General features: G+C 69.0%; 22 protein-coding genes. 15 read left to right on the forward strand and 7 right to left on the reverse strand.

The genetic code is table 11. The annotated features are described in order from the left end of the window. Positions 1–41: 41 nt before the first annotated feature. The 3 genes from tyrS to ACTT8P_RS25705 all read right to left on the reverse strand — a co-directional run bounded on the left by tyrS (position 42) and on the right by ACTT8P_RS25705 (position 4,294). Positions 42–1,310 carry a tyrosine--tRNA ligase gene (gene tyrS, locus ACTT8P_RS25695; protein ID WP_442834115.1) on the reverse strand — a complete coding sequence of 423 codons (1,269 nt, stop codon included), beginning with the start codon at positions 1,308–1,310 and terminating at the stop codon, positions 42–44. 66 nt (positions 1,311–1,376) lie between these two features. Then, on the reverse strand, positions 1,377–2,774 hold the full coding sequence (locus ACTT8P_RS25700) for a metallopeptidase TldD-related protein (RefSeq protein WP_442834116.1): 1,398 nt from the start codon (positions 2,772–2,774) through the stop codon (positions 1,377–1,379). Continuing rightward, positions 2,771–4,294, reverse strand: a complete 1,524-nt coding sequence (locus tag ACTT8P_RS25705) for a TldD/PmbA family protein (RefSeq protein WP_442834117.1) — start codon at positions 4,292–4,294, stop codon at positions 2,771–2,773. Before ACTT8P_RS25705 ends, ACTT8P_RS25700 begins: the two co-directional genes overlap by 4 nt. 409 nt (positions 4,295–4,703) lie before the next feature. Between ACTT8P_RS25705 and ACTT8P_RS25710 the strand changes: the two genes are divergently transcribed. From ACTT8P_RS25710 to ACTT8P_RS25720, 3 genes are read left to right on the forward strand one after another with little or no spacing between them, the layout of a single operon-like run. Further along, positions 4,704–8,198: a type I restriction endonuclease subunit R gene (locus tag ACTT8P_RS25710; RefSeq protein ID WP_442834118.1), complete on the forward strand. Its 3,495-nt coding sequence runs from the start codon at positions 4,704–4,706 to the stop codon at positions 8,196–8,198. Further along, entirely contained in the window at positions 8,195–9,727 is a 1,533-nt protein-coding gene (locus tag ACTT8P_RS25715) for a restriction endonuclease subunit S (RefSeq protein WP_442834119.1), read from the forward strand. Before ACTT8P_RS25710 ends, ACTT8P_RS25715 begins: the two co-directional genes overlap by 4 nt. 8 nt (positions 9,728–9,735) lie before the next feature. Next, positions 9,736–11,349, forward strand: a complete 1,614-nt coding sequence (locus ACTT8P_RS25720) for an N-6 DNA methylase (protein WP_442834120.1) — start codon at positions 9,736–9,738, stop codon at positions 11,347–11,349. Between the two features lie 65 nt (positions 11,350–11,414). Here the strand turns inward: ACTT8P_RS25720 and ACTT8P_RS25725 are convergent, their stop codons facing one another. Together ACTT8P_RS25725 and ACTT8P_RS25730 are read right to left on the reverse strand one after the other, a co-directional pair. Then, positions 11,415–11,636 (reverse strand): DUF397 domain-containing protein, encoded by a 222-nt coding sequence (locus tag ACTT8P_RS25725; protein WP_442834121.1) that lies wholly within the window; start codon positions 11,634–11,636, stop codon positions 11,415–11,417. Further along, the gene (locus ACTT8P_RS25730; protein ID WP_442834122.1) at positions 11,633–12,502 is read right to left on the reverse strand and encodes a helix-turn-helix domain-containing protein; all 870 of its coding nucleotides are present in this window, start codon (positions 12,500–12,502) and stop codon (positions 11,633–11,635) included. The genes ACTT8P_RS25725 and ACTT8P_RS25730 overlap by 4 nt, the downstream gene beginning before the upstream one ends. A 155-nt stretch (positions 12,503–12,657) precedes the next feature. Here ACTT8P_RS25730 and ACTT8P_RS25735 point away from each other — a divergent pair, with 155 nt between their 5' ends. From ACTT8P_RS25735 to ACTT8P_RS25770, 8 genes are all read left to right on the forward strand, one after another. Beyond that, positions 12,658–13,128, forward strand: a complete 471-nt coding sequence (locus ACTT8P_RS25735; RefSeq protein ID WP_442834123.1) for an ATP-binding protein — start codon at positions 12,658–12,660, stop codon at positions 13,126–13,128. A gap of 207 nt (positions 13,129–13,335) precedes the next feature. After that, entirely contained in the window at positions 13,336–14,844 is a 1,509-nt protein-coding gene (locus ACTT8P_RS25740) for an N-6 DNA methylase (RefSeq protein ID WP_442834124.1), read from the forward strand. Positions 14,845–14,854: 10 nt separating this feature from the next. Next, entirely contained in the window at positions 14,855–17,056 is a 2,202-nt protein-coding gene (locus tag ACTT8P_RS25745) for an AIPR family protein (protein WP_442834125.1), read from the forward strand. Between the two features lie 93 nt (positions 17,057–17,149). Beyond that, a complete protein-coding gene (locus ACTT8P_RS25750; protein WP_442834126.1) occupies positions 17,150–17,437 on the forward strand; it encodes a type II toxin-antitoxin system Phd/YefM family antitoxin in 288 nt (95 codons plus the stop codon). A 5-nt stretch (positions 17,438–17,442) separates the two neighbouring features. Beyond that, positions 17,443–17,829 carry a type II toxin-antitoxin system VapC family toxin gene (locus ACTT8P_RS25755; protein ID WP_442834149.1) on the forward strand — a complete coding sequence of 129 codons (387 nt, stop codon included), beginning with the start codon at positions 17,443–17,445 and terminating at the stop codon, positions 17,827–17,829. 242 nt (positions 17,830–18,071) lie between these two features. Next, positions 18,072–18,791: a 3-oxoacyl-[acyl-carrier-protein] reductase gene (fabG, locus tag ACTT8P_RS25760; protein WP_442834127.1), complete on the forward strand. Its 720-nt coding sequence runs from the start codon at positions 18,072–18,074 to the stop codon at positions 18,789–18,791. Positions 18,792–18,796: 5 nt separating this feature from the next. Then, a complete protein-coding gene (gene fabI, locus ACTT8P_RS25765; protein ID WP_442834128.1) occupies positions 18,797–19,564 on the forward strand; it encodes an enoyl-ACP reductase FabI in 768 nt (255 codons plus the stop codon). Positions 19,565–19,920: 356 nt separating this feature from the next. Next, the gene (locus tag ACTT8P_RS25770) at positions 19,921–20,223 is read left to right on the forward strand and encodes a hypothetical protein (RefSeq protein WP_442834150.1); all 303 of its coding nucleotides are present in this window, start codon (positions 19,921–19,923) and stop codon (positions 20,221–20,223) included. Here ACTT8P_RS25770 and ACTT8P_RS25775 read toward each other — a convergent pair. Further along, on the reverse strand, positions 20,201–20,893 hold the full coding sequence (locus ACTT8P_RS25775) for a FadR/GntR family transcriptional regulator (protein WP_442834129.1): 693 nt from the start codon (positions 20,891–20,893) through the stop codon (positions 20,201–20,203). The two genes, ACTT8P_RS25770 and ACTT8P_RS25775, sit on opposite strands and share 23 nt — an antisense overlap. Before the next feature lie 61 nt (positions 20,894–20,954). Here ACTT8P_RS25775 and ACTT8P_RS25780 point away from each other — a divergent pair, with 61 nt between their 5' ends. From ACTT8P_RS25780 to ACTT8P_RS25795, 4 genes are all read left to right on the forward strand, one after another. Then, positions 20,955–22,355: a CynX/NimT family MFS transporter gene (locus ACTT8P_RS25780; protein ID WP_442834130.1), complete on the forward strand. Its 1,401-nt coding sequence runs from the start codon at positions 20,955–20,957 to the stop codon at positions 22,353–22,355. 58 nt (positions 22,356–22,413) lie between these two features. Then, positions 22,414–22,530 carry an SGM_5486 family transporter-associated protein gene (locus ACTT8P_RS25785; RefSeq protein ID WP_442834131.1) on the forward strand — a complete coding sequence of 39 codons (117 nt, stop codon included), beginning with the start codon at positions 22,414–22,416 and terminating at the stop codon, positions 22,528–22,530. A 209-nt stretch (positions 22,531–22,739) separates the two neighbouring features. Next, positions 22,740–22,946, forward strand: coding sequence for a hypothetical protein (locus ACTT8P_RS25790; protein WP_442834132.1), 207 nt, complete (start codon positions 22,740–22,742; stop codon positions 22,944–22,946). Positions 22,947–23,062: 116 nt separating this feature from the next. After that, positions 23,063–23,581, forward strand: a complete 519-nt coding sequence (locus ACTT8P_RS25795; RefSeq protein WP_442834133.1) for a SixA phosphatase family protein — start codon at positions 23,063–23,065, stop codon at positions 23,579–23,581. Positions 23,582–23,633: 52 nt separating this feature from the next. Here ACTT8P_RS25795 and serB read toward each other — a convergent pair whose 3' ends face one another. After that, positions 23,634–24,872, reverse strand: coding sequence for a phosphoserine phosphatase SerB (gene serB / locus ACTT8P_RS25800; protein ID WP_442834134.1), 1,239 nt, complete (start codon positions 24,870–24,872; stop codon positions 23,634–23,636). Positions 24,873–24,906 lie beyond the last annotated feature (34 nt).

A 24,906-nucleotide genomic window follows, 5' to 3' on the forward strand; every position in this document is an offset into this window, starting at 1 on the left:
GGACGCGGGGACCGCCCCTCGGTGTGCGCTCAGCCGCCGGTTCAGGCGCCGGTGACCTCCACCGCGGCCAGGTTCTTCTTGCCGCGGCGCAGCACCAGCCAGCGCCCGTGCAGCAGCTCCCCGGCGGCCGGGACGGCGTCCTCGGCGGCGACCTTCACGTTGTTCACGTAGGCGCCGCCCTCCTTGACCGTGCGCCGGGCCGCCGACTTGCTGGCGACCAGGCCGACCTCGGCGAACAGGTCGACCACCGGAGCCGGCTCGGCGACCTCGAAGCGCGGCAGCTCCGAGAGCGCGGCGGTCAGCGTCGGCTCGTCCAGCTCCGCCAGGTCGCCCTGGCCGAACAGCGCCTTGGACGCGGCGATCACGGCCGCCGTCTGGTCCGCGCCGTGCACCAGCGTGGTCAGCTCCTCGGCCAGCGCCCGCTGCGCCGCCCGCGCCTGCGGACGCTCCGCGGTCTGCCGCTCCAGCTCCTCCAGCTCCTCGCGGGACTTGAAGGACAGGATGCGCGAGTAGCCCGAGATGTCCCGGTCGTCCACGTTCAGCCAGAACTGGTAGAACGCGTACGGCGTCGTCATCTCCGGGTCCAGCCAGACCGCCCCGCCCTCGGTCTTGCCGAACTTGGTGCCGTCCGCCTTGGTCATCAGCGGCGTCGCGTACGCGTGCACCGTGGCGTCCGGCTCCAGGCGGTGGATCAGGTCCAGGCCCGCCGTGAGGTTGCCCCACTGGTCGCTGCCGCCCTGCTGGAGCACGCAGCCGTAGCGCCGGTACAGCTCCCGGAAGTCCATGGCCTGGAGCAGCTGGTAGCTGAACTCCGTGTAGCTGATGCCCTCCGAGGACTCCAGCCGGCGGGCCACCGAGTCCTTGGTCAGCATCTTGTTGACCCGGAAGTGCTTGCCGATGTCCCGCAGGAACTCGATCGCGGAGAGCCCCTCGGTCCAGTCGAGGTTGTTGACCATCACGGCCGCGTTCGCACCCTCGAAGGACAGGAACGGCTCGATCTGCCCGCGCAGCCGCCGCACCCACCCGGCCACCGTCTCCGGCGAGTTCAGCGTGCGCTCCGCGGTCGGCCGGGGGTCGCCGATCTGCCCGGTCGCCCCGCCGACCAGCGCCAGCGGCCGGTGCCCGGCCTGCTGGAGCCGGCGCACGGTGAGCACCTGCACCAGATGCCCCACGTGCAACGACGGCGCGGTCGGGTCGAAGCCGCAATAGAACGTGACGGGACCGTCCGCGAGCGCCTTGCGCAAAGCGTCCTCGTCGGTGGACTGGGCGAACAGCCCGCGCCACTTCAGCTCGTCGACGATGTCCGTCACGGTTCTCGTGTCTCCTCGGTGATCTCGTACGCAGACGTACGCAGCTTCTCGTCTGCGGCTACGAGGTTATACGCCCTGGCTGACAGAGCTCATATTGAAATCGGGCACCCGCAGCGCGGGCATCGCCGCCCTGGTGAACCAGTCGCCCCACTCCCTGGGCAGCGTCCGCTCGGTGCGCCCCGCCTCGGTGGCCCGCCCCAGCAGGTCCACCGGCGACTCGTTGAACCGGAAGTTGTTCACCTCGCCGACCACCTCGCCGTCCTCCACGAGATAGACCCCGTCCCGGGTCAGGCCGGTCAGCAGCAGCGTCGCCGGGTCGACCTCGCGGATGTACCACAGGCAGGTCAGCAGCAGCCCCCGCCGGGTGCCGGCGACCATCTCCTCCAGGGAACGGTCGCTGCCGCCGTCCAGGATCAGGTTGTCGACAGCTGGGGCCGGCGGCAGCCCGGTCAGCGCGGCGCTGTGCCGGGTGGTGGTCAGCCGGGCCAGCTCACCCTCCCTGATCCACTCCGTGGGGGAGACCGGCAGCCCGTTGTCGAACACCGACTGGTCGTCGCCGGAGGAGTGCGCCACCACGAACGGCGCCGTCTCCAGACCCGGCTCGGCCGGATCGCTGCGCAGGGTCAGCGGCAGCCGCCCGATCCGCTCGCCCAGCCGGGTGCCGCCGCCCGGCTTGGAGAACACCGTCCGCCCCTCGGCCGCGTCCCGGCCCGACGCCGACCACAGCTGGTAGATCAGCAGGTCCGCGACCGCGGTCGGCGGCAGCAGCGTCTCGTAGCGGCCCGCGGGCAGCGCCACCCGCCGCTCGGCCCACCCCAGGCGTACGGCCAGCTCGGCGTCGAGCGCCGCCGGGTCGACGTCCTTGAAGTCCCGGGTGGCCCGCCCCGCCCACGCCGAGCGCGACCGGTCCGGCGACTTGGCGTTCAGCTCCAGCGTCCCGGTGGGCTGATCGTGGCGCAGCCGCAGCCCGGCCGAGGTCCCCAGATAGGTGGAGGTCAGCTCGTGGTTGGCGAACCCGTACAGCTCCCGCCCGCCGGCCCGCGCGCGGGCGAACGCCTCCCCGAGCGCCGGCGCGAAGTCGGCGAACACCGCGGACGACGTCTCGGCCGGCGCGTCCGTGAAGTCCGGCGCCTCGGGTACGCCGGTGACCAGCGGCTGCGCGTCCTCGGCGGGCCCGGCGCCGCGCGCCGCCTGCTCGGCGGCCCGCACCAGCGGCTCCAGGTCGTCACGGGTGACGGCGGACCGGGACACCACGCCGGTCGCCGTGCCCTCGCTCCCGTCCACGGTGGCGACCACCGTGAGCGTGCGCCCGCGCGTGACGCCGTTGGTGGTCAGCGCGTTTCCCGCCCAGCGCAGATTGGCGGTGGAGTGCTCGTCCGCGATGACCACGCACCCGTCCGCGCGGGACAGCTCAAGGGCCCGCTCGACGATCTCGTGCGGCTTGCTGCTCATGCGCGGGCTCATCGACCGGCCTCCTGCGTCGTGTTGAGGATGTTGACGCCCTTGAAGAGGGCGGACGGGCAGCCGTGCGACACCGCCGCGACCTGGCCCGGCTGGGCCTTGCCGCAGTTGAAGGCGCCGCCCAGGACATACGTCTGCGGACCGCCGACGGCCGCCATGGAGCCCCAGAAGTCGGTGGTCGTCGCCTGGTAGGCCACGTCCCGCAGCTGCCCGGCGAGCCGCCCGTTCTCGATCCGGAAGAACCGCTGACCGGTGAACTGAAAATTGTACCTTTGCATATCAATTGACCATGAACGGTCGCCTACGACGTAAATACCGCGTTCCACCCCGCCGATCAGATCCTCCGTGGACAGCCCGCCGGGGTCGGGCCGCAGCGACACGTTGGCCATCCGCTGCACCGGCACATGACCGGGGGAGTCGGCGTACGCGCACCCGTTGGACCGCTCGAAGCCGGTCAGCCGGGCGATCCGCCGGTCCAGCTGGTACCCGACCAGCGTGCCGCCCTTCACCAGGTCCCAGGACTGTCCCGCCACCCCTTCGTCGTCGTACCCGATGGTGGCGAGCCCGTGCTCGGCGGTGCGGTCACCGGTGACGTTCATCAGCTCCGAGCCGTAGCGCAGCTTGCCGAGCTGATCGAAGGTGGCGAAAGAAGTACCGGCGTAGGCGGCCTCGTAACCGAGCGCCCGGTCCAGCTCGGTGGCGTGCCCGATGGACTCGTGGATGGTCAGCCACAGGTTGGACGGATCGACCACCAGGTCGTACAGTCCCGCCCGGACACTCGGCGCCCGCATCTTCTCGGCCAGCAGCCCGGGGATCTCGGCCAGTTCGGCGTCCCAGTCCCACCCGGTGCCGGTCAGGTACTCCCAGCCGCGCCCGGCGGGCGGCGCCAGCGTCCGCATCGAGTCGAACTCGCCGCTGGAGTCGTCGACGGACACCGCGGTCAGTACCGGGTGCAGCCGCACCCGCTGCTGGGTGGTCGAGGTCCCGGCGGTGTCGGCGTAGAACTTGTTCTCATGGACGGTGAGCAGCGAGGCGTCCACGTGGTCGACCCCGTCGGCCGCCAGCAGCTGCCCGCTCCAGTCGGCCAGCAGCGCCGCCTTCTCGGCGTCGGCCACGGTGAACGGGTCGATGTCGTACGCCGACACCCAGGTACGGTCGGCGTGCACCGGCTCGTCCGCCAGCTCGACCCTCTCCTGCGAACCGGCCGCCTTGATCACCTGCGCCGACAGCTTCGCCATCGCCACCGCCTGCGAGGCCACCTTGGCGGCCGCGTCCGGCGTCAGGTCCACGCCGGACGCGAAACCCCACGTACCGCCGTGCACGACGCGCACCGCGTACCCGAGGTCAGTGGTGTCCGAGGAACCGGACGGCTTGGCGTCCCGCAGCCGCAGCGAGGCGCTGCGCACCCGCTCGAGCCGGAAGTCCGCGTGCTCGGCACCGAGGGAACGGGCGCGGGCCAGGGCGGCGTCGGCGAGGGGGCGTAGCGGGAGGGCGAGGAACGATTGATCGATCTCATGGGCCATGTGCGGCCTCCCGTTCGGTCATCGTGCGGTCCGGGTGAGTGAACCACGTCGTCAATGGAGTCGGTGTGGCTGTTTCACGGTGACGGAAGCAAGGCCACGCCGGTCGGATCTGTAGTGCCGAAGGCCGACGAGAAGGACCGGCCGCCGGTTAGGCTCTATGGGCGATCACGCCGCACAAGCAGCATCGGCCTCTGAGCTCCCGGAAAGGCGGTACCACCCCATGAGCAGCGCAGGCGGGGCGTCCCAGGCACCAGACCCCCGACTTGTACGCCTGGCTGGGAGGTCCCGCAACTTCGGCTTCCTGCTGCCACACCTTCCGCTGCTCGTCGCGTACGGAACCGCTGCCGAGAGTCATGTCTTCAGCGACCCGAACACATCCCTGATCAAATCCCGACAGTTCGGCGAGGCCATGGCAGCTGACCTGGTCAGCCGGGCCCGGGTCCGGGTGGAGGGCAGTACCCAGTTCGACCGGCTGCGGGCACTGGACAGGGAGGGGTACCTGCACGGCGATGTCGGCACCGCCTTTCACGAGGTGCGGGCTCTCGGCAACGACGCGAACCATTCGGGACTCGACAGCGCCGACGACGCCTTCCGGGCCCTGCGCACCTGCTTCCGTCTCGGGACCTGGTACCACCGGCTGCTCACCGGATCGCGGGAACAGTTGCCGTTCGTGCCGCCCAGCCCGGACAGCGTCCCGGCCGCTGAGAACGAGCGCCTGCTGCAGGACGTCGCCCAGGCCCGCAAGGACCTCGAAGAGGCCCGCGTCAGCTACCGCGACCAGGCGTCCCAGGCCCAGGCCGAGCAGGCCGCCCGGACCGCTGTCGAACGTGAGCTTGCCCAGGCGCAGGCCGAACGCGAGGAGCTGGCCCGTGCGGTCGCGGCCATGCAGGGCCGGCTCAAGGAGTTCCAGGCTGCCGCCGAGGCCACGCAGGTCGGCCGCCGCCGGGCCGGCGCCGCAGACCGGGCCGCCGCGTCGGCCGCCGTCGCCGAGCGCGCCCGCCTCCTCGACAACGCCGAGCAGGCATCCCGCGAACCCCTCACCGAGGTTCAGGTCCGCAAGCGCCTCGACGCCATGCTCGTGGCGGCGGGCTGGGACGTCCAGAGTGGCGGCGCGGACCTCAACCTCCACGTCCAGGGCGACCGGCGCGGCAACGGCGTCGCCGTCCGCGAGGTCACCACCGCCCGGGGCCGCGCCGACTACGCCCTCTACGTCGACCGCAAGCTCGTCGGCGTCATCGAGGCCAAGCGCGAGGGCGCCGACCTGTCCGCCGCAGAGGCCCAGGCCGACGGTTACGCCGACCACCTCACCGATGCCCAGCAACGCCTCAGCGCCTGGCGCACCCCGCTCCCCTTCCGCTACGTGAGCGACGGCGGCGAGACCCGCTTCCGTTCCGTCCTCGACCCGGACTCCCGTACCCGCCGCATCTTCTCCTTCCACCAGCCGCGCACACTGGCCCGCTGGGTCCGCCAGGCCGAGGAGGATGAGCAGGCCCCCAGCTACCGTGCCCGCCTGCGCCGGCGCATGCCCGAACTCGACGAACGCCCACTGCGTCCGGCGCAGATCCAGGCAGTACGCGAGGTAGAGAACTCGGTGGCGCTCGGCAAGGGCCAGCAAGGGATGGGCCAGTCGCGCTCCCTCGTCCAGATGGCCACCGGCGCGGGCAAGACGTTCACGGCGGTGACGTTCTCGTACCGGATGCTCAAGCACGCGCGTGCCGAGCGCGTCCTGTTCCTCGTCGACCGCAACAACCTCGGAGTGCAGGCCTTCGCCGAGTTCGAGAACTTCAAAACGCCCGACACCGATCGCAAGTTCGCTGACCTCTACAACGTTCAGCGCCTCGGCGCGGAGGGCATGTTCGCCTCCTCCAAGGTCGTCATCTCCACCGTCCAACGCCTCTACATGGAGCTCACCGGCGCGAGCCTGCCGGGTACCGAACGGCAGGACGGGGACATCGACTACGACGTCGATGTGCCGGGCGGCATCGAGGTCGGCTACAACGCGGACATCCCTCCGGAGGCCTTCGACCTGATCGTCGTCGACGAGTGCCATCGCTCCATCTACGGCAAGTGGCGCTCCGTCCTCGAATACTTCGACGCCCCCATCGTCGGCCTCACCGCCACTCCCGTCGCCCAGACCTTCGGCTACTTCAACGGCAACCTGGTCAGCGAGTACTCGTACCAGGAGGCGGTGGCCGACCGCGTCAACGTCGACTTCTCCGTCTACGAGATCGAGACGCGGATAACAACCGAGGGCGGTGTCATCGCGCACGGCACCATTCCCGTCCGCGATCGCCGCACCCGCCGCCAACGCTACGAGGACATCGACGAGGACATCGAGTACGGCGCCAACCAGGTCGGTGCCGGAGTCATCAGCAAGGACCAGTTGCGTACGGTCGTCCAGACCTTCCACGACCGGCTGTTCACGGAGATCTTCCCCGAGCGGGCCAAACGTGACTCGGCCACGGGTACCCTGCGGTGGGACGAGATGTACGTCCCCAAGACCTTGGTCTTCGCCAAGAACGACAACCACGCGGAGGAGATCGTCGAGGTCATCCGCGACGTCTTCGGCAAGGGCAACGACTTCTGCGCGAAGATCACCAGCGCGGCACGCAACGCCGCCGAGCGCCTCTCGGCCTTCCGTAACCTCCCGGAGCTGCGCATCGCGGTCACCGTCGACATGATCGCCACGGGCACGGACGTCAAGCCGCTCGAATGCCTCCTCTTCCTGAGGGACGTCAAGAGCTGGGCGTACTTCGAGCAGATGAAGGGCCGCGGCGCCCGGACCTTGTCCCTCACGGACTTCGAGAAGGTCACCCCCGGTGTCGGCCCCAAGACCCGCTTCGTGATCGTCGACGCGGTCGGCGTGACGAAGAAGCCCAAGGTCGACGCGGCGCCGCTGGAACGTCACACCGACAAGCAGATCAGCCTGGAGAAGCTGCTCCGCAAGACCGCCGCGAACACCATCGAGGAAGAAGAGGTCTCCACCCTCGCGGCCCGCCTGGCCAAGCTCGACATCCAGATGACGGACGAGGAGCGCGCCGAGATCCGCCGCCTGAGCGGCGGACAGGAACTGACGAAGATCGTTCATGGGATGGTCGACGCCGTCTCGGCGGACCGGCAGCTGGAAGTCCGGGAGGCCGCCGAGCGCGCGGGCCGTGACCCCGAGCGCGCGGTACGCGACCTCATTGAGCAGGCCGTGCAGCCGCTCGCCGCCCAGCCGCCACTGCGCGCCCGACTGCTGGAGATGCGGCGCGCGAAGGACATCCTCTACGACGAGAACGGCGCGGACGAGCTGCTCCGCGCGGGCGCGGCCGTCGACGACAAGGACACGGCAACGGCAACGGTCCGCGACTGGCGCCAGTACATCGCTGACAACCGCGATGAGATCGCGGCGATGTCCCTCGCGTTCAGCGCCGGCTCCGACGTGCCGCCGGGCGTCGCGATGAACAGGCTCAAGGACGTGGCCCGCAGCATCGCCCGCCCGCCGCGCGCCTGGACGCCGGACCGACTCTGGGCGGCATACGAGAAGGTGGGCGAGACAGTTGTCGACGAGGCCCGCCGCAAGCACACGGCCTCCGATCTGCTGGCCCTGCTCCGCTACGAACTCGCGGGCGGCGCGGAGCGGGGCGCGCCGGCCCCGCGCCCGTACGAGGAGCTTGTGCGCGAGCGCTACCAGGCCTGGATCGCCCGCCAGGAACAGCTGGGCACCCGATTCACCGAACGTCAGCGCTGGTGGCTCGACCGCATCGCCGCCGCGACAGCGGAACGTGTACGCTTCGACACCGCTGACCTTGATTACGCCCCTTTCACCTCACATAACGGCACGGACGGATTCATCGCCGAATTCGGGGGGACGCGGGCGGAACACATAATTACTGAACTGGACAGGGAGCTGAGCGCGTGACGACCGACTCGGGTGCGGGGCCGGGGGGTTCGGGGGCCGACGGGGCTGTCACGGAGGAGCTGCCTGCGGGGTGGACGCGGGCGACTATCGGCGAGTTGTGCGATGTGAATCCCCGGGGATTCGACGAGGAACCCGACGACGACGACTTCATCTCGCAGGTGCCCATGGCTTCCGTCGAAGCAGGGACGGGGCGCATTGATGCGTCGACTCTGGTTCGGTATGGCGATCTCAAAAAGAAGTCGCTGACCAGGTTCCAGGAGAATGACGTACTCTTCGCGAAGATCACCCCCTGTATGGAGAATGGAAAGATCGCGAAAGCGCAGGGGCTGGCAGGAGGCCGGGCGCTGGGAAGCACCGAGTTCCATGTGCTGCGAAGTCGCGGGGCTGTTCTCCCTGAATACTTGATGCACTTTCTGCTGCAACGCCACGTTCGACGGATGGCGGAGCAGCACATGACGGGTGCTGTGGGCCAGCGTCGTGTACCGCGCCCCTATCTGGCTGAGCTGGAGATTCCTGTACCACCCCTCGCGGAGCAGCACCGCATCGTCGCCAAGCTGGACGAGCAGTTGGCGCATGTCGAGGCGGGGGAGGCAGCAGTCCAAGCCGCCTTGGCTGCCTCTCAGATCCTGCGGAATCAGATCACAGGAGATGGAGCGTGTGGTGGCCTCGACGGAGTTGAGCGGTTCCCCGTCATGCTCGATTCGGCAGACATAGATGACGGAACGCTTCCCGACCTCCCGACCGGATGGCGGTGGATGCGTCTCGGGGAGATTGCAGATGTAGTCGGGGGGGTCACGAAAGACAGCAAGAAGCAAAACGACCCTGAATACGTCGAGGTTCCGTACCTTCGGGTAGCGAACGTCCAGCGCGGGCGAATCGTGCTCGATCGAGTTGAAAAGATCCGGGTTCCTGCGAAAAAAGCTAAAATGCTGAAGCTTGAGGTCGGGGACGTCCTTCTCAATGAAGGTGGAGATCGAGACAAACTAGGCCGTGGTTGGATCTGGGAAGGGCAGATCAAGGACTGCATCCATCAAAATCACGTGTTTCGTGCCCGTGTGATAGGTGAAGTTCTGGATCCTAGGTTGCTTGCCTGGCATGCGAACGCGTTCGGTAAAAACTGGTGTGATCGCAACGGGAAACAGACAGTGAACCTTGCTTCTATCAGTCTCCGAAGAATCAAGTTGCTACCCGTCCCTGTTCCGCCGAAATCTGTACAGGCGGATCTGGTCAAGTCGATCGAAAGCCGTTTGACAGAGGCCGAAACCGCTCAGCAGGTGGTTCAGGGGGTGCACGAGCAAGGCGCGAACTTGCGCAACGCCCTCCTTCACGCCGCCTTCACCGGCGCTCTCGTCCCTCGAAACCCTGACGAAGAACCCGCCTCCGTCCTCCTTGATCGGAACCGCGCTCAGCGCGCCGTCGACGCCAAGCAGCCCAGGCGTAGGCGCGCGCCTCGCGTTACGCCTGCGGCCACCCCCCAGATCTCAAGCCGACCAGTCCCCTCCGGGACCCAGGAAGCACTTCCCCTGTGAGCACTCTCATGAGCAGCAGCGCTGAAAAGCCGACCTCCGCGGAACCCGCTGAGGCGGCGGTCTTTTCGGCAACCGGCACGGCTTCCGTCCTCCGTACGGTCGAAGCCATCACCAGGGTTGCCCCCGCCGCCTCGACCTCGACCTCCACCCTCGTCAACCGTCTCTGGTCGTATTGCGAACTGCTCCGTCACTCCGGCGTCTCCACCCTGGACTACGTCGAGCAGCTGACGTACCTCCTCTTCCTGAAGATGGCCGACGAGCGCGCCAACCGCCCGGTCGTCTTCCGGCGCAACACCCCCGAGCGGCCTCTCGTTCCGGAGGGCCGGGACTGGAAGAGCCTGACCACCCGGTCCGCCGAGGCGTTGCTCGACCACTACGAGTTCATTCTCAAGGACCTTGGTCAGCGCGGCGGCACCATGCTCGGCGAGGTCTTCACCAAGGCGCAGAACAAGATTCACGAGCCGGCTGTCCTCGACCGCCTGATCAAAGACTTGATCGACCCCTACACCTGGACCACCGAGAACCAGGACCTCAAGGGCGACGCCTACGAGGGCCTGCTTCAGCGCGGCGCCGAGGACCGCAAGACCGGCGCGGGTCAGTACTTCACACCCCGCCCGCTCATCGACGCCATGGTCGACTGTGTTCAGCCGAAACCCGGCGAGACCATCACCGACCCCGCCTGCGGCACCGGCGGCTTCCTCATCGCCGCGCACGCCCACCTCGTCCAGAACTACGAGGACGAGCTGTACGGCGACAAGGGCCGCGCCCTCCAGACGGGCGCGATCACCGGTTACGAACTCGTCCGCGAGACCGGGCGCCTCGCCCTGATGAACATGCTGCTGCACGGCATCGGCAGCTCCGAGGCCAAGCCGCTCATCACCATCCAGGACTCGCTTGCCCGCCCCCCGAAGCGGCACTACGACATCGTGCTCGCCAACCCGCCCTTCGGCGTCGGTTCGGTGACCGGTGAGTCGTACACCTCCCGTACCGACTTCTGGGCGCCGACCACCAACAAGCAGCTCAACTTCGTCCAGCACATCTACAACCTGCTGAAGACCAACGGCCGAGCCGCCCTCGTTCTCCCCGACAACGTCCTCTTCGAGGGCGGCGCCGGCGAGACCATTCGCAAGAACCTGCTCAACCTCTGCGACGTCCACACCCTCCTGCGTCTGCCCACGGGCATCTTCTACGCCAACGGCGTCAAGGCCAACGTCCTGTTCTTCGACAAGACCGGCCAGCGCACCGGAGGCCGCCCCGGCACCCGCAAGCTCTGGGTCTACGACTTCCGCACGGACCAGCGTTTCACGCTCAAACAACGCCAGCTGGGCCGCCAGCACCTCGACGACTTCGTCGCCGCGTACCACTCCGGCGGTACGGACTTCACCAAGCGCACCCCGAGCGACCGCTTCCGCGCGTACGACTACGACGAGCTGATCGCCCGGGACAAGGTCAACCTCGACCTCACGGTGCTCAACTCCGACGCCACCGCGACCAGGGAGTACGCGTCCCCGGACGTGATCGCCCAGGAGATCGTCGACGAACTCGAAGTGGCACTGGCCGAGTTCACGGCCGTGGCCCGCGCATTGAAGAAGGACGCGCCACCGTCGGCCGACGAGAAGTAGACACGGCGAACAGGCCGGTGGTTCTCCAAGAGCCACCGGCCTGCCGTTGCTTCCTGTCTACGCGCTCACAGTTCGCCCGCTATCACACCCGCCCGAAACGCGGCCCACTCCGACGCGGTGAACCGCAGCGGGTCCCGCTCCGGGTTCTTCGAATCACGCACAGCCCGCGCGCCGCGCGGCAGCTCAGCGACCTCGACGCAGTCGTTCTCGCCCGCGCTCGCGGATGCCTTGCGCCACCTCGCGCCAGAGAGTTCCTCTGCGTACAGCTCAGCCTTTGGGTCCTTCACCTGCGGCTTTCCTCTTCCTTCCGTGCGATGAGTGCCATCGAGTCATCCACGGGAAGTGCTGCCGCGACGATGCGCTCGAAGGCGTCGGCGAAGATCTGCACTTCGTCGATGCCCTCAACGTAAGTCGCACCGATGAGGTTTTCCAAGAGAACGACATCTGGCATCGGCCCGGGGAAACCGACCAAGTTGAAGCCGCCGGCGCCGCCCGGGTGTGGAGTCGCGGCCAGCGGCATGATCTGCAGAGTGACGTTGGGTAGTTCCGCCGCGTCCAGGAGACGCCGCAACTGATCGCGCATCGTGTCGGGTCGTACCGCGAAGCGCTGATACAGGACCGCCTCATGGAGAACTGCCCAAAACTTCAGGGGGCCTTCAGGGCGAGTGAGTACGGCCTGTCGAGCCATACGCACCTCGGACAGAGCCGTGACCTCCTCCGGCGTGCGCGTGGTGGCGTTGGCGCTGACCGCCTCCCGCGCGTATCCGGCGGTCTGCAACAGTCCAGGAATGAGCAGAGGGCTCCAGATGTGCACGCTCTCCGCGTCCGACTCCAGAGAGATGTAGTCCGCGTAGGCGGGAGCTACAACCCCACTGTAAGTCTGCCACCAGCCTTGCTTTCGGGCGTCCTTGGCCAGCCCCTCCAGCGCGCTCACAACATCGGGATCGGTCACCCCGTAGACCTTGAGCAGCGGGGCGACTTCGGCCGGGCGGATGAGGCCGTTGGCGGTCTCGATCCGGGACAACCTCGGCCCCAGCCAGCCGAGCTCAGCGGATGCCACGTCGAGGCTCATCCCCGTCGCGTTGCGGTACCGGCGCAATGCCTCGCCCAGTCGTCGACGTCGAACAGTAGGTACAGGGCGCACATTTGGCATGTGCCGAGCCTTCCATTGAGAGACATTGAACGTCCAGGGGAATAAGGGTTCGATCAATCATTTCGGGTGACAAACTTGCTGACGATCATGAATGGAGAGCAAGCTCAATGCATCGCAGGGCAACGAGAGATTGCCCCCGACGTGTAGGAGCCCCCATGCCCCACTCCCTCGGCTGGTACCACACCCCCACCCCCGCCGGCTTCGTCCTCCATCTCTCCGCCACTCCGGATCACCTCAGTGCCGCCAGAGCCCTCGTCGGCAAGACGCTTGCCGACGCCGGGATCGACGAAGGCCTGGCACACGCCGTGCAGTTGGTGATGTCCGAGTTGTGCGGGAACGCGGTCCGCGCCTGCGGCGACTTCGTGCCACTTGTCGCCGAGGTGGCGGTCGAACCGCCGCAGGGGTTCGGCGGAGGCGCGGAGCGCGGCGTACGGGTCAGACTGCACGACCCGTACCGGCAGATGCTGCCCGTGCTCGGCAGCGTACGGCTGGACGATCCTGAGGCGGAGTCGGGACGTGGGCTGCCTCTGGTCGATCTGCTCGCGCCGGGATGGCGGGTCGCGGTCACGCCGGTCGGCAAACAGGTGCGCTGCCGGATTCCCGCTGAAAGGGAGATCGGGGCCTGACAGGACGCTGCTGGTGAAAACGCCACTTGTAGTACCGAGATCCGGGCTTTTGCCTACCATGGAAGGGAGTTGATCGCCTGCGGCCCGATCGGCCGGTCGGATGTGTTCTCGGAGCGCTTAGCCGCTGGTTCCGACACTGTGCCGGCCTCAGGGGGGTGGCCCGTCGGCGTATCCACTCGAACAGGGACGTTCGAGAACGGGTGGGGCATGGCGACGGAGCGTGACAACATCGGGGCGAGAGGGCCGGAGAGCGACTGGACGGGGAAGGGGATCTTCAGGCGCTGGAAGCGGTTCTACGAGCAGGAGACAAGCGGCAAGGCTCTGACCCGGCTGGAGTTCACCGAGCACATCGCGTATCTGCTCTTCCTCAAGCTCGATCATGAGCGCGCCCAGCGAACGGGGATGTTCGCAAGTCAGCCGATCGCTCCGGCGGACAGTTGGCCGAGCCTCGTGCTGGCCAGCGGTGAGGATCTGCACCGTGCCCTCACCGGCTTGATGGCTGAACTCGGCAAGCCGAACCCGCAGGATCCCCGCCGGGGCATCGCAAGCGTCGTCTTCCAGGACTCCCGTCCCTGGAACGTGGACAGGATGGCGGAACTCGGACGGCTGATCATCGAGGAGTTCGACTCGTACCGCTGGTCGGACGTGCGACGGGACGAACTCGGCGCCGCCTTCTCCCTGCTGATCGCCGACTGCCGTGACGACATCCGGACCAAACGGGAGACGGGCCAGTTCCTCACACCGCCCGATCTGCTGAAAGTCATAGTCAAGGCGCTCGCCCTGACCCCACAGGACCGGGTGATAGACGCTGCGGTCGGGGTCGGCACCAGTCTCATCGCCGCTCATCGGGAGATGGCCGCGCACGGGGGCCGCGTCGACGCCGCCGCCATCGCGGGTGCCGACATCGACGTACAGATGTGCCGCCTGGCGACGATGAACGTGCTCCTCAACACCGGCCGCCAGTTCCACGACGTACCGCCGATCCTGCGCGCCGACTCGCTCAAGGCGAAGGAGCGCGCAGTGCGCCGGCACGAGCGGGACGTGGCTGCCACCGTCGCCATCTGCAACCCGCCGTTCAAGAGCAACGTCGAGGCGAACACCGAGCAGCGGGACGACTTCTGGGCGCAGAATGCCGCGCTCCCGGCCAACTTTCTCCAGCACCTGGCCATCACGCTGCCTCAGAGGGCCAGGGCGGCTGTCTTCGTCCCCGATGGTGTGCTGTTCCAGGGCGGGGCGGCGGCAACCATCCGCAAGGCGCTCCTGAAGAACTGCAATGTGCACACTCTGCTGCGGCTGCCGACCGGCATGTTCCACGACACCGGCTCCAAGACGAACATTCTCTTCTTCACCAAGTCCGTCCCGCGCCCGACCGGCGAGCCGGCCACCGATGAGCTGTGGGTCTACGACATCCGCGACCGTCACCACACGAACACCGAGAACCCGCTCACCGAGGACGACTTCGCGGAATTCCTGGAGGCGTACCGACCCGGCGAGGAAGGGCTCTCCGGCCGCACGGAATCCCCGCGCTTCAAACGCTACGACCGTGACGCCGTGCGGAGAATACTGGACAGCTCCCGTGCCGGCCTCGACTTGAAGGCTCATCTCGCCGACACGGACGACGACTTCGGTAATCCGCGCGACATCGCGCAGTCGATCGTGGATCATCTCGGCGACGCGCAGCGTAGCTTCCAGGTGGTACTGGACTCCCTCAGCTGATGTTCCTCCTGTGCCCGCCCCCATCGCCGCCCCTAGTCAGCCGGACAGGAAGACCATGAACGCCACCCCCCAGCAGCCCGACGTCCCCACCCAGGTCCGCCAGATCGGGCGTGCCTTCGACGAGACGTACACCGGCCTCATTGACGTGAGCGACTTCGGCAATCGGCCGCCGGAGCAGACCAAGCCCGCTTTCCGCTCCCGCGCCCTGGCGGCGCACGCCGTGCGCATCATGACGGGGTGGACCCATGAACAGGCGGCCGACTGCGTCATCGACGGCGGCCAGGATCAGGGGATCGATGCCATCGCCATTGACGAGACGGCCGCACACATCTACCTCGTGCAGGCCAAGTGGAGCCCGACCGGAACGGCCAAGGCGGACGAGACCGCCGTACACAAGCTTTTCGCGGGACTGACCCTCATAGACTCCGGGGAGGCTGCCCAGTTCAACCCTCGCGGTCAGATTCTCGCCAAGCAGGCGCACGAACTCATCAGCGAGAAGGCCACCAAGATCACACAGGTGATCGTGCTCATGGGAACCGAGCGGCCCTCGCCGGGCGTACGACAGGTCATCAAGAACGGCGAGGGGGAGTTCAACTCCCACGGTGACTACGTCGATCATCACTTTCTGCACGCTCAGGAGATCCACGCTCTGGTCCGGAAGGATCAGCGCAGCGACCCCGTCACCCTCGAAGCGACGCTTCAGCCCTGGTTCAGTGTGCCCTCGCCCTACCTCTCCTACGAGGGCGTCATGCAGGCGGAAGAGGTCGCGAGCTGGGCCAAGCACGGCAACGAGTTGTTCGTCCGCAACATCCGCAACCCGCTGGGACTGACCCCGATCAACAAGGAACTGGTGGACACTCTCACCGACGAGCCGTCCCTCTTCTGGTACTTCAACAACGGAGTAACCATCCTGTGTGACTCCGTGAACGTGGTGCCCGGGTCACAGAAGTTCCCCGAACGTCACCCGATCCGTCTGACGGCACACGGCGCCAGCGTCGTGAACGGGGCACAGACCGTCCGCTCCGTCATCGACGCTGCCCAGCAGGCCGAGGAGGCTGGGCTCGCCGAGGTCACGGTACGTTTCATCGTCACCGGCGGCGACACCGACTTCGCCAACCGCACCACCCAGGCCACCAACCGGCAGAACCACATCACCGAGCGCGACCGCATCGCCCTCGACCCCGTTCAGGCGGTGCTCATCGACGAGTTCCGCGCCGAGCTCGGTCTGGTGTACAGCGTGCGTCGCAGCGAACTCGAACCGCAGGACGACGAGGGCTGCTCCGTCGTGGAGGCCGCGTGCGCGCTGGCCTGCGCCCATACCGGCAGCCGGTTCGCAGCCCGGCTCGTGGCATCCGGGTCCACCGACGTGCTCTGGGAACGGGGCAGCAGCGGTATCTACGACCCCCTCTTCCGTTCCGTGCCGAGCGTGTACGAGACCTGGAACGCGGTGAACGTCCTACGGGCGGTGCGTACGGCTCTGCGTACGGAACGCGAACAGTACGCGGGGCGTGCGGCGGCCGTCATCGACGATGGCACGTTTCTCATCACCCACCTGGCGTTCCGGAGACTGCTCGCCCAGGACGCCGGCATGGGCGAGCCGGACCAGTCGCTCGCATGGGCTGCCGCAGCCAAGGGGCAGGTACCCGACCTGGTCAAGCGCATCGTCCCGGTGCTGGTGCAGGCCCTGGACGACGAGGTGGGGACCCGAACGAGCCTCCAGCGCGCGTGCGCCGACCCCGGGCAGGCCGCCGATCTCGTGACCGCGGTCCTGGCAGCCCTCGAAGGAGGCGGGACTGCGGACGCCGCCGCGAAGTACCGGCGTGAGGAGAACAAGCCGCGCAAGCGCCGTAGGCCCAACGCGGTGCACGTCATCATCGACAGGGGTGTCCTGGACGAAGGAGCGCCCCTCCGTCTTGCCCTGTACGTCCAGCCGGAGAAAGACGCACTGGCCGCCTGGCTCGACGCGAACCCGCGCAGGGCACTTGCGAAGTGGACCAACACCAACCGGACTCGTCCGATCGTCTGGGCCGCCGACGGCATCGCGTACTCGCCCAGTGGTCTCATCGCACGGATGTGGGAGCTGGCCGAATGGGAAGGACGCCCGGTCTCGAACCAGGGCACCGCCCGCTGGGCCACCCAGGAAGGGGAGACGCTCTCCGACCTTGCCCGGCGGCTTCTCGACGGGATGGAGGAAGAGAAGGACGCCGAGTAGCGGCTGAGCAGGATGGGCATTCCCCGACCGTGACGTGGGCCCCTCATTCGTGGTTACAGTGAGTGTTATGTAGGCACAAACGAGGGGGCCGCCATGAGCGCCATCTCCGTCCGTGAGTTCTCGTACAACCCCAGCGCCGTATTCGCCCGCGTCGAGAAGGGCGAGGCGGTGCAAGTCACGCGCCACGGCAAGGTCATCGCCATACTGCTTCCCGGCGCGGGGCCGGTCGCCCGCTACTCTGATCTCGTGGCTCAGGGCAAAATCCGCCTGAAGGCCACTACGACGGCAGACCTGGACCGGCTTCCGCGTTACCGGCTGCCAGCCGGGGCTCCCGATCCAGTCGAGCTTCTCCTCGCAGAGCGCGAGGAGAACGACCGTTGATCTACATGGATTCCTCGGCACTGCTGACGTTGCTCATCGGCAGGCCGGGCGCCGACGAACTGCGTGACTTCCTCTCCGCACGGCCAGGTCTGCCCATGGCCACCAGCACGGTCGGAGTGGTGGAGACGGTGAGGCAACTGGACAGGGTCGGATCTTTCCCGAACGCTCTGGCCGACCTGGACCACATGGTCACCGAAATCCTCCTCACCGCGGAGGTCCGGGATCTGTCCACAAGGGTTCCGGCGAATCTGCGGTCGCTTGATGCTGTCCACGTGGCCAGTGCTCTGGTCATCGGCGACGCTCTCGACTCCCTGATCTCCTACGACAAGCGGATGCTCGACGCGGCCCGGGAGTCAGGGCTGACCGCACACGCGCCCGGCACGGCGTACTGACGCGTACAGGGGGCTGCCCGCTTACGCACCGGACATGGCGGGCCTAAGTGCCATGCGTGGGCGGCTCAACTGTAGGGACCCGACAGCGCCCGCCGTAAGCCACTGTGGGTGCCCGATTCTCCGCGCGGGAGCCGGGACCGATAGGTTTTCGAGGAAGCCGCCTGCCATCCGGATGTGTCTCATCCAGATGCGTCCAGATGTCCGGGCGGACGTGTTCAGACCCCTATCGAAAGGGTGATCCGTTGAGCCGCTCGGTTCTCGTCACCGGAGGCAACCGGGGCATCGGCCTCGCCATCGCCCGCGCGTTCGCCGACGCCGGCGACAAGGTCGCCTTCACCTACCGTTCGGGTGAGCCGCCGGCCGCCCTGACGGAATTGGGCTGCCTGGCCGTCAAGTGCGACATCACCGACGCCGAGCAGGTGGAGCAGGCCTACAAGGAGATCGAGGAGGCGCACGGCAACGTCGAGGTCCTCGTCGCCAACGCCGGCGTGACCAAGGACCAGCTGCTGATGCGGATGTCCGAGGACGACTTCACCTCCGTCCTGGACACCAACCTCACCGGCACCTTCCGCGTCGTCAAGCGCGCCAACCGGGGCATGCTGCGCGCCAAGAAGGGCCGCGTGGTGCTCATCTCGTCCGTCGTCGGACTGCTCGGCCAGGCGGGGCAGGCCAACTACGCCGCCTCCAAGGCCGGTCTGGTCGGCTTCGCGCGCTCCCTCGCCCGTGAGCTGGGGTCGCGCAACATCACCTTCAACGTCGTCGCGCCCGGCTTCGTGGACACCGACATGACCAAGGTGCTCACCGACGAGCAGCGCGCGGGCATCGTCTCCCAGGTGCCGCTGGGCCGGTACGCGCAGCCGGAGGAGATCGCCGCGACGGTGCGGTTCCTCGCCTCGGACGACGCCTCGTACATCACTGGAGCCGTCATCCCCGTTGACGGCGGACTGGGAATGGGTCACTGATCACCATGAGCGGAATCCTCGAGGGCAAGCGCGTCCTGATCACCGGCGTGCTGCTGGAGTCCTCCATCGCCTTCCACGCGGCCAAGCTGGCCCAGGAGCAGGGCGCGGAGATCATCCTGACCGCCTTCCCGCGGCCCACGCTGACCGAGCGCATCGCCAAGAAGCTGCCCAGGCCCACCAAGGTCATCGAGCTGGACGTCACCAACGACGAGCACCTCGGGCGCCTCGCGGACATCGTCGGCGAGGAGCTGGGCGGCCTCGACGGCGTCGTGCACTCCATCGGCTTCGCGCCGCAGGACGCGCTCGGCGGCAACTTCCTCAACACGCCGTTCGAGTCGGTCGCCACCGCCATGCACGTATCGGCGTTCTCCCTGAAGTCGCTCACCATGGCCTGCCTGCCGCTGATGCAGAACGGCGGCTCCGTCGTCGGCCTCACCTTCGACGCCCAGTACGCCTGGCCGCAGTACGACTGGATGGGCCCGGCCAAGGCCGCCCTGGAGGCCACCAACCGCTACCTCGCCCGCGACCTGGGCAAGCAGAACGTGCGGTCCAACCTCATCTCGGCCGGTCCGCTCGGCTCCATGGCCGCCAAGTCCATCCCGGGCTTCAGCGACCTGGCCGCCGTGTGGGACAGCCGCTCCCCGCTGGAGTGGGACCTCAAGGACCCCGAGCCGGCCGGCCGCGGCGTCGTCGCCCTGCTGAGCGACTGGTTCCCCAAGACCACCGGCGAGATCATCCACGTCGACGGCGGTCTGCACGCGATCGGAGCCTGACAGCCGCCTGCGCCGCCAGGGCCCGCGTCCGCAAGGGCGCGGGCCCTTCGCGTGTCACCCGTCCGGCCCCGCCGGCCGGGCGGCCCGAGGGCCGGCGGCGCAGGCTGGGAGGCGACGCCACCCCGCGTTCCCACCCGCGCTTTTCGCCCCGTACCGGCCGAGGGGGTCCGCTTGTGCGCTGCGCCCGCCGCCTGGCCGCGGCAGCCGCCGTCGTCGCCTTCGGGCTCGTCCTGCCGTACGAGGCGGAGTCGGTGCCGCACGAGGCGGAGTCGGTGCCGCGCGAGGCGGAGTCGGTGCCGCGCGAGGCGGAGTCGGTGCCGCGCGAGGCGGAGTCGGTGCCGCACGGGGCGGTGCCGGTGCCGTTCGAGGCGGTGTCGCCGCACGCGCGCGTGGCGAGCGATCGCGGCCGCGCCGCGCCGCCCCGGCCGTTCGGCGCCGAGTGCCGCATCCGGCGCACCGGCTCCCGGGTGACCGCGTACTGCCACAACCCCTATCCGGACCCCGACCGGGTCAGCCTGCACGTCGAGTGCGTCCGCTGGTGGGACCTGGACAGCGACGGCGCCCCGGTGGCGGCGGGCCCCGCGCGGACCGTACGGCTGACCGGGCGCTGCTGGAAGGAGATCGGCTCGGTCTGGATCAGCCACCGGCGTCCGGACTGACCCGCCCCGGGCGGCACACGAACGGGTAGCCCGCCGCCTCCTCACCGGCCGTCCCGGCGTCGCCCGCGCGGATCGCGTCCATCAGCCGGGTGTGGTCCATGTGCGTCTCCGGGGTCAGCTCCGTGCCGACGTCCTCGCGCAGCCAGTCCCGCATCACCTCGCCCAGGTCCGCGTACACCGCGGTCATCACGTCGTTGTGCGAGGCGGCCACCACGGCCAGGTGGAAGGTGGCGTCCGCGGTCACGAACGCCTCCGCGTCGCCCGACTCCCACGCCTCCGCGCGGCGCACCATCAGCGCGTCCAGCTGCTTGAGGTCCTTCTCGGTGCGCCGCGCGGCGGCCAGCCGGGCGGCGGCCGACTCCAGCGTGGAGCGCAGCTCGGCGATGTGCCGGGGGTCGGCGTCGGCGAAGCGGCGGTGCATCACCCCGGCCAGCTCGCTGGTGGCGACCACGTAGGTGCCGGAGCCCTGGCGGATGTCGAGCAGCCCGTTGTGCGCCAGCGCGCGGACCGCCTCCCGGACGGTGTTCCGGGCCACCCCCAGCTGCTCGACCAGCTCGGGCTCGGTCGGGATACGAGAGCCGACCGGCCACTCGCCCGAGGTGATCTGCTGGCGGAGCGCGGTGATGACCTGCTCGGACAGGGCCGAGCGGTGAGGATGGCTCAGGGGCATGGCGCACCTTTGGGAAGCGGGAGTGGACAGGTAATCATCCCATGATTCTATGATGGGTCTCATGGCTAGTGAGGAAACTTCGACGCTGAAGACCGCCCCGCACGGCGGCGCCCGGGAGCCGGTACGGCCCGCTACGCGCGCGTGGACGCCGTGGAAGGCCCGGCTGCTCGTCCTCGGCATCGTGCTGACCGCGCTCAATCTGCGGCCCGCGATCACCAGCCTCGGCGCGCTCCTGGAGGAGGTCCGCGACGGACTGGGCATGAGCGGCAGCGTGGCCGGGCTGCTCACCTCCGTGCCGCCGCTCTGCTTCGCCGTCTTCGGCGTCACCGCCCCGCGGCTCGCCCGCCGCTTCGGCCCCGGCGCGGTGGTCTGCGCCGGCATGGCCGCACTCACCGCCGGGCTGCTGATCCGCCCGTACGCCGGCGGCACGGCCGGGTTCCTGGCCGCCAGCGCCCTCGCGCTGATGGGCATAGCGGTCAGCAACGTGCTGATGCCGGTCATCGTCAAGCGCTGGTTCCCCGACCGGGTCGGCTCCATGACCGGCCTGTACTCGATGGCCCTGGCCTGCGGTACGTCGATCGCCGCGGCGGCGACCGTGCCGGTGACCGACGCCCTGGGCGGCGGCTGGCAGCCCGGCCTCACGGTGTGGGCCGCCCTGGCGGCGGTGGCCGTGCTGCCCTGGCTGCCGTTCGTCCGGGACCGCGGCGCGGCCTCCGCGCGGGGGAGCGGTCCCAGCGAGTCCGGGCCGGCCGCCGTGACCACCGCGACCGCCGCGACCGCCGTTCCCGCTGAGAACCCGGCCGCCGGGGCTGCCTCCGCCCAGTCCGCTCCCGCCCAGTCCGCTCCCGCCCAGTCCGCTCCCGCCGAGCGGCCCGCCCTGCGGATCACCCGCAGCCGGACCGCCTGGGCGCTCGCCGTCTTCTTCGGGCTCCAGGCCACCGGCGCCTACGTCACGATGGGCTGGATGGCGCAGATCTTTCGGGACGCGGGCGTCTCCGCCGGCACCTCCGGCGTGCTGCTGGCCGTCACCATGGCGATGGGCATACCGCTGGCCTTCGTCATCCCGCGAGTGGCGAGCCGGCTGCCCCACCAGGGCCCGATGGTGGTCGTCCTCGGCGTCTGCGGCCTCGCCGGATACGCCGGCCTGTACCTCGCGCCCGCCGGCGGCGCCTGGGCCTGGGCCGTGCTGCTCGGCATCTCCAACTGCGCCTTCCCGCTCGCCCTGACCATGGTCGGGATGCGGGCGAAGACCGGCCCGGGCGTCGCCCAGCTCTCGGCCTTCGCGCAGAGCACCGGCTATCTGATCTCGATCCCCGGGCCGCTCCTGGTCGGCGTCCTCTACCAGCACAGCGGCGGCTGGGGACTGCCGATCGCGCTGATGAGCGCCCTGATGGTGCCGCAGATGGCGGCCGGCGTCCTGGCGGGCCGCAACCGTACGGTGGAGGACGAGGCGGCCCGCTGACCGGCCTGCTGACCGGCCCGCTGACCGGGCTGCCGGTCCCGGGTGCGAGACTTGCCGTATGCCAGTTCTCGACCCGAATCCCCGCAACGGCCAGAAGAAGATGCTGATCGTCTTCGGCTCGTTCCTCGCGATCTTCGTGATCATCGGCATCGTGGCGACGATCGCCTCCCCGTGAACCGGGCGGCCCCGGCTCGGCGAGGTGGGGGTAACCCCCCAGTCCCCTAGGGGGTGAGACTCAGGGTCGAGTGGGTGGGTCACCGGATGGGACGGCGGCCCCGGATTCCGTAACTTCGTGGTGTGGACGCGAGAGCCCCGGCGACGGGGACCGCGGCTCACCTCGCACGATCACGGACCAGGGGACGCCGAAGACCCGCGGAGGCACTCATGTCGACCCCCACGCACACCCGCCCCCGCCCCGTCTCCCGCGGCGGCGTCGACATCCGGCTGCCCTGGTGGGCGCTGGCCCTGCCCACCCTCGCCTTCGTGATGCTGCTGGCGCTGATACTCAACCCGTCCCAGGCCCACGCGGCCGCCGACCAGCCCGCCCTCGCCCACCTGCTGGAGCAGGCCCGGCACCTGCTGGGACGCTGACTCGGCGCCCCCGGGGCGCGCGGACCGGCCCGGCCGCCCCGACCGTGCCCCGCGACCGGAAATCCGCAAGTCAACTCCCTGCGCCCCGTGGCCTGTTTCATGCGAAGCTGGGAGACATGAGCGTCGCAGAATCGCGCAGGATTGTCCTTTTCCGGCATGCGAAAGCCGACTGGCCCCAGGTGCCCGACCACGAGCGACCGCTCGCCGAGCGGGGCCGCAAGGAAGCCGCGGAGGCCGGACGCCGCCTCACCGACACCGGCCTCTCCTTCGACCTGGCCCTGTGCTCCACGGCCACCCGGACCAGGGAGACCTGGAAGCTCGCCGTCCAGGAGTTCCCGCAGCGTCCGAAGACGGTCTACGAGGAGCGGATCTACGAGGCGTCGCCGGGCGAGCTGATCGCCGTGCTCAACGAGACCCCCGACGACCTGGGCAACGTCCTGCTAATCGGACACAACCCGGGCGTGCAGGGGCTCACCGAGGTACTGGCCGGCTCGGCCGAGGGCGACGCCCACGAGCGGATGGCGGGCCGCGGCTTCCCGGCCGCCGCCTTCGCGGTGCTGACCTTCACCGGTCCCTGGAAATCCCTGGAGCCCGGCGTCGCCACCCTGCGGGACTACTGGGCGCCCACGGACTGACCGGCCTGCCACGCTGAGGGCCCGGTCCCGGGCCCTCAGCCGCCGACGGTTCTCAGCCGTCCTCGCCCTCGGCCCGGTCCAGGAGCTGCTGGTCGAGGGTGTCCGCCGCCTCGACCTCCTCGCGGGTGATGCCCAGCAGATACAGGACGGTGTCCAGGAACGGCACGTTCACCGCGGTGTGCGCGGCCTGCCGCACCACCGGCTTGGCGTTGAAGGCCACCCCGAGACCAGCCGCGTTCAGCATGTCCAGGTCGTTGGCGCCGTCCCCGATCGCCACGGTCTGCGACAGCGGTACGCCCGCCGCCGCGGCGAACCGGCGCAGCAGCCGCGCCTTGCCCGCCCGGTCCACGATCTCCCCGGTGACCCGCCCGGTCAGCTTCCCGTCGACGATCTCCAGGGTGTTGGCCTGGGCGAAGTCCAGCCCCAGCCGCTCCTTCAGATCATCGGTGACCTGCGTGAACCCGCCGGAGACGACGCCCACCTGGTAGCCGAGCCGCTTCAGCGTACGGATCAGGGTGCGCGCGCCGGGCGTCAGCCGCACCTCGCTGCGCACCTTGTCCACGACCGAGGCGTCCAGGCCCTCGAGCAGCGCCACCCGTGCGTGCAGCGACTGCTCGAAGTCCAGCTCCCCGCGCATCGCGGCAGCCGTCACCTCGGCCACCTCGGCCTCACAGCCCGCGTGCGCGGCGAACAGCTCGATCACCTCGTCCTGGATGACCGTCGAGTCCACGTCCATGACGACCAGCCGCTGCGCCCTGCGGTGCAGTCCGGCGGCGACCACCGCTATGTCGACGCCCAGCGCCGCCGCGTCCGTCACCAGTGCGGTCCGCAGCGGCTCGGTCTCCACGCCGGACACGGCGAACTCGACCGCCGTCACCGGGTACTTCGCCAGCCGGAAGATCCGGTCGATGTTGCCGCCGGTCTTGGTGATCCGGGCGGTGACCTGGGCCGTCGCCTCGGAGGTGAGCGGATGGCCGAGCACCGTGACCAGGGAGCGGCCGAGGCCGCGCGGCCGGTTGTCGCCGGTGCCGGAGATGATCTCGGCCTGCATCTTCATCGACTCCGCCCAACTGTGGACGGTGGCCCGCAGTTCGCCCTCCAGTCCCCGCGGCGGCTGCGTCACGAGCGCGCACAGCACCATCCGGCCCCGGGTGACGACCTGCTCGATGTCGACGACGTCGAGCGAGAAGGCGGCGAGGGTGTCGAAGAGGCCCGCCGTGATACCCGGCTGGTCCTTGCCGAAGATCTTGACGAGAAGAGTAGGGACGTCAGAGGTCTGCGTAGCGCTCATGGTGCTCATACGGTATCCGGCGCCCCGGGCCGTG

The sequence above is a fragment of the Streptomyces sp. JW3 genome (assembly GCF_052216785.1).
GTDB lineage: Bacteria > Actinomycetota > Actinomycetes > Streptomycetales > Streptomycetaceae > Streptomyces.

What these genes read in the sequence shown, in the direction of transcription:
- ACTT8P_RS25720 (WP_442834120.1), top strand. Translation starts at nt 9,736, where the DNA reads ATGAGCAGCAGCGCTGAAAAGCCGACCTCCGCGGAACCCGCTGAGGCG.
- ACTT8P_RS25700 (WP_442834116.1), bottom strand. Translation starts at nt 2,774, where the DNA reads ATGAGCCCGCGCATGAGCAGCAAGCCGCACGAGATCGTCGAGCGGGCC.
- ACTT8P_RS25735 (WP_442834123.1), top strand. Translation starts at nt 12,658, where the DNA reads ATGCCCCACTCCCTCGGCTGGTACCACACCCCCACCCCCGCCGGCTTC.
- ACTT8P_RS25705 (WP_442834117.1), bottom strand. Translation starts at nt 4,294, where the DNA reads ATGGCCCATGAGATCGATCAATCGTTCCTCGCCCTCCCGCTACGCCCC.
- ACTT8P_RS25785 (WP_442834131.1), top strand. Translation starts at nt 22,414, where the DNA reads ATGCCAGTTCTCGACCCGAATCCCCGCAACGGCCAGAAGAAGATGCTG.
- ACTT8P_RS25795 (WP_442834133.1), top strand. Translation starts at nt 23,063, where the DNA reads ATGAGCGTCGCAGAATCGCGCAGGATTGTCCTTTTCCGGCATGCGAAA.
- ACTT8P_RS25750 (WP_442834126.1), top strand. Translation starts at nt 17,150, where the DNA reads ATGAGCGCCATCTCCGTCCGTGAGTTCTCGTACAACCCCAGCGCCGTA.
- ACTT8P_RS25790 (WP_442834132.1), top strand. Translation starts at nt 22,740, where the DNA reads ATGTCGACCCCCACGCACACCCGCCCCCGCCCCGTCTCCCGCGGCGGC.
- ACTT8P_RS25780 (WP_442834130.1), top strand. Translation starts at nt 20,955, where the DNA reads ATGGCTAGTGAGGAAACTTCGACGCTGAAGACCGCCCCGCACGGCGGC.
- ACTT8P_RS25710 (WP_442834118.1), top strand. Translation starts at nt 4,704, where the DNA reads ATGGCAGCTGACCTGGTCAGCCGGGCCCGGGTCCGGGTGGAGGGCAGT.
- ACTT8P_RS25755 (WP_442834149.1), top strand. Translation starts at nt 17,443, where the DNA reads ATGGATTCCTCGGCACTGCTGACGTTGCTCATCGGCAGGCCGGGCGCC.
- ACTT8P_RS25775 (WP_442834129.1), bottom strand. Translation starts at nt 20,893, where the DNA reads ATGCCCCTGAGCCATCCTCACCGCTCGGCCCTGTCCGAGCAGGTCATC.
- ACTT8P_RS25740 (WP_442834124.1), top strand. Translation starts at nt 13,336, where the DNA reads ATGGCGACGGAGCGTGACAACATCGGGGCGAGAGGGCCGGAGAGCGAC.
- ACTT8P_RS25730 (WP_442834122.1), bottom strand. Translation starts at nt 12,502, where the DNA reads ATGCCAAATGTGCGCCCTGTACCTACTGTTCGACGTCGACGACTGGGC.
- fabI (WP_442834128.1), top strand. Translation starts at nt 18,797, where the DNA reads ATGAGCGGAATCCTCGAGGGCAAGCGCGTCCTGATCACCGGCGTGCTG.
- serB (WP_442834134.1), bottom strand. Translation starts at nt 24,872, where the DNA reads ATGAGCGCTACGCAGACCTCTGACGTCCCTACTCTTCTCGTCAAGATC.